General features: G+C 70.9%; 3 protein-coding genes. All 3 read right to left on the bottom strand.

Translation table 11 applies throughout. The annotated features are described in order from the left end of the window. Positions 1-487: biotin/lipoyl-containing protein (locus tag ACYVE9_RS22185; RefSeq protein ID WP_461029654.1), on the bottom strand; the 487-nt coding region annotated here is incomplete at its 3' end. A 20-nt stretch (positions 488-507) separates the two neighbouring features. Beyond that, positions 508-1,494, bottom strand: coding sequence for an alpha-ketoacid dehydrogenase subunit beta (locus tag ACYVE9_RS22180; protein WP_461029653.1), 987 nt, complete (start codon positions 1,492-1,494; stop codon positions 508-510). Between the two features lies 1 nt (position 1,495). Next, positions 1,496-2,637 (bottom strand): pyruvate dehydrogenase (acetyl-transferring) E1 component subunit alpha (gene pdhA / locus ACYVE9_RS22175; protein ID WP_461029652.1); only part of this gene is annotated, 1,142 nt, incomplete at its 5' end.

Below are 2,637 nucleotides of genomic sequence, written 5' to 3'. Positions count from 1 at the left end.
CCCGGGCCTCCGCCGGGGCGGCGGCTGCCTCCTGGCCGGGCTGCGGCTTGCGCGGACGCCGCTTGGTGGACGACGTCGAGACGCCGTAGCCGACCAGCACGGGCTGCCGCTTGCCGTCGCCCTCCTCGCCCTCCGCGTCCTCCGCAGGCGTGTCGGCGGGCGCGGCGGGGACGGCCTCCTGCGCGGGGGCGGGCGCCGCCGGCGCCTCCCCGGCACCCGGGTCGGTGTCCACCGTGATGATCGCGGTGCCGACGTCCACGGTGGTGCCCTCGTCGAAGCGCAGCTCGCTGACGGTGCCCGTGAACGGGATCGGCAGCTCCACTGCGGCCTTCGCCGTCTCGACCTCGCAGACGACCTGGCCGTCGGTCACCGCGTCGCCCGGCTGCACGAACCACTTGAGGATCTCGGCCTCGGTGAGCCCCTCACCGACGTCGGGCATCTTGAACTCACGAATGCGCTGGGCGTTCGCAGCCGTTGTTGCAGTCATCGTCACGACTCCTCAGCCTCTCAGTACGCCAGCGAGCGGTCGACGGCGTCGAGCACCCGGTCCAGGCCGGGCAGGTACTCGTCCTCCAGCCGGGCCGGCGGGTACGGCGCGTGGTAGCCGCCGACGCGGAGCACCGGCGCCTCCAGGTGGTAGAAGCAGCGCTCGGTGATGCGGGCGGCGATCTCCGAGCCGGAACCCAGGAACACCGGCGCCTCGTGCACCACTACCAGTCTGCCGGTCTTCTCCACCGAGCCCTGGATCGTGTCGAAGTCCATCGGGGAGATCGACCGCAGGTCGATCACCTCCAGCGACTTGCCCTCCTCCTCGGCGGCCGCCGCCACCTCCAGGCAGGTCTTCACCATCGGCCCGTAGGCGACCAGGGTGAGGTCGCTGCCCGTCCGGGCGACGCGGGCCTTGTGCAGGGGGTGCGGGATGGCCGAGGTGTCGACCTCGCCCTTGTCCCAGTAGCGGCGCTTCGGCTCGAAGAAGATCACCGGGTCGTCGCTCTCGATCGCCTGCTGCATCATCCAGTAGGCGTCGGCGGAGTTCGACGGCGAGACGCACTTCAGGCCCGCGACGTGCGCGAACAGTGCCTCGGGCGACTCGCTGTGGTGCTCGACGGCACCGATGCCGCCCGCGTACGGGATGCGGATGACGACGGGCATGCGCACCTTGCCGAGCGCCCGGGCGTGCATCTTGGCGAGCTGGGTGACGATCTGGTCGTAGGCGGGGAACACGAACCCGTCGAACTGGATCTCCACGACGGGACGGTAGCCGCGCAGGGCCAGGCCGACGGCGGTTCCCACGATGCCGGACTCGGCCAGCGGCGTGTCGATGACCCGGTCCTCGCCGAAGTCCTTCTGCAGCCCGTCGGTCACCCGGAAGACGCCGCCGAGCTTGCCGACGTCCTCTCCCATGATCAGGACCTTCGGGTCGTTCTCCAGCGCCGTGCGCAGCGACTCGTTGATCGCCTTGGCGATGGGCAGCTTGCTGGTGGTCGCGGCCATGTCAGTTGCCCTCCTCGTCGCTGAAGGACGCCAGGTACTCGGTGAACTGTGCCCGCTCCTCGTCGACCAGCGCATGACCGTCGGCATAGACGTTCTCGAAGATGGCCATGGTGTCGGGGTCCGGCATGGTGCGGATCTTCTCGCGCACCTCCTGACCCAGTTCCTCGCTCTCGGTCTCCAGGGCGGCGAAGAACGCCTCGTCCGCCAGTCCCTCGTTCTCCAGGTAGGCCCGCAGCCGCAGGATCGGGTCCTTGGCCTCCCAGGCCACCCGCTCGTCGTCGGCGCGGTAGCGCGACGGGTCGTCGGACGTGGTGTGGGCGCCCATCCGGTAGGTGAACGCCTCCACCAGCATCGGGCCCTGGCCGGAGCGGGCGTGCTGGAGCGCGGCCCGCGTCACGGCGAGCACCGCGAGCACGTCGTTGCCGTCGACCCGCACACCGGGGAAGCCGTAGCCCTGGGCGCGCTGGTAGATCGGCACCCGGGACTGCTTCTCGGTCGGCTCGGAGATCGCCCACTGGTTGTTCTGGCAGAAGAACACCACCGGCGCGTTGTACACGGCCGAGAAGGTGAACGCCTCCGCCACGTCACCCTGGCTGGACGCGCCGTCACCGAAGTAGGCGACGACGGCCGAGTCGGCGCCGTCCTTGGTGACGCCCATCGCGTAGCCGGTGGCGTGCAGCGTCTGCGAGCCGATGACGATGGTGTAGAGGTGGAAGTTGTTGCTGTTGGGGTCCCAGCCGCCGTTGTTCACGCCGCGGAACATGCCCAGCAGGTTCGCCGGGTCGACGCCGCGGCACCAGGCCACGCCGTGCTCCCGGTAGGTGGGGAAGACGTAGTCGTCGTCGCGCAGGGCCCGGGCCGAACCGATCTGGGCGGCCTCCTGGCCGAGCAGCGACGCCCACAGGCCCAGCTCGCCCTGGCGCTGCAACGAGGTGGCCTCGGCGTCGAACCGCCGGGTCAGCACCATGTCGCGGTACAGGCCGCGCAGCTCGTCGGCGCTCAGGTCGATCGAGAAGTCCGGATGCTCGACGCGCTCACCGGTAGGGGTCAGCAGCTGCACCAGCTGCGGCTCCTCGGCGGCACCGCTCGTCGCGGCGCGCCGGGCCCCTGCCGGGCCACGGCCCTTCGCGGGGGCCGCCTTCC

The sequence above is a fragment of the Streptomyces sparsus genome (genome assembly GCF_054776295.1).
The sequence above is the reverse complement of the archived record's forward strand: the minus strand, read 5'-3'. Positions and strand labels throughout refer to the sequence as shown.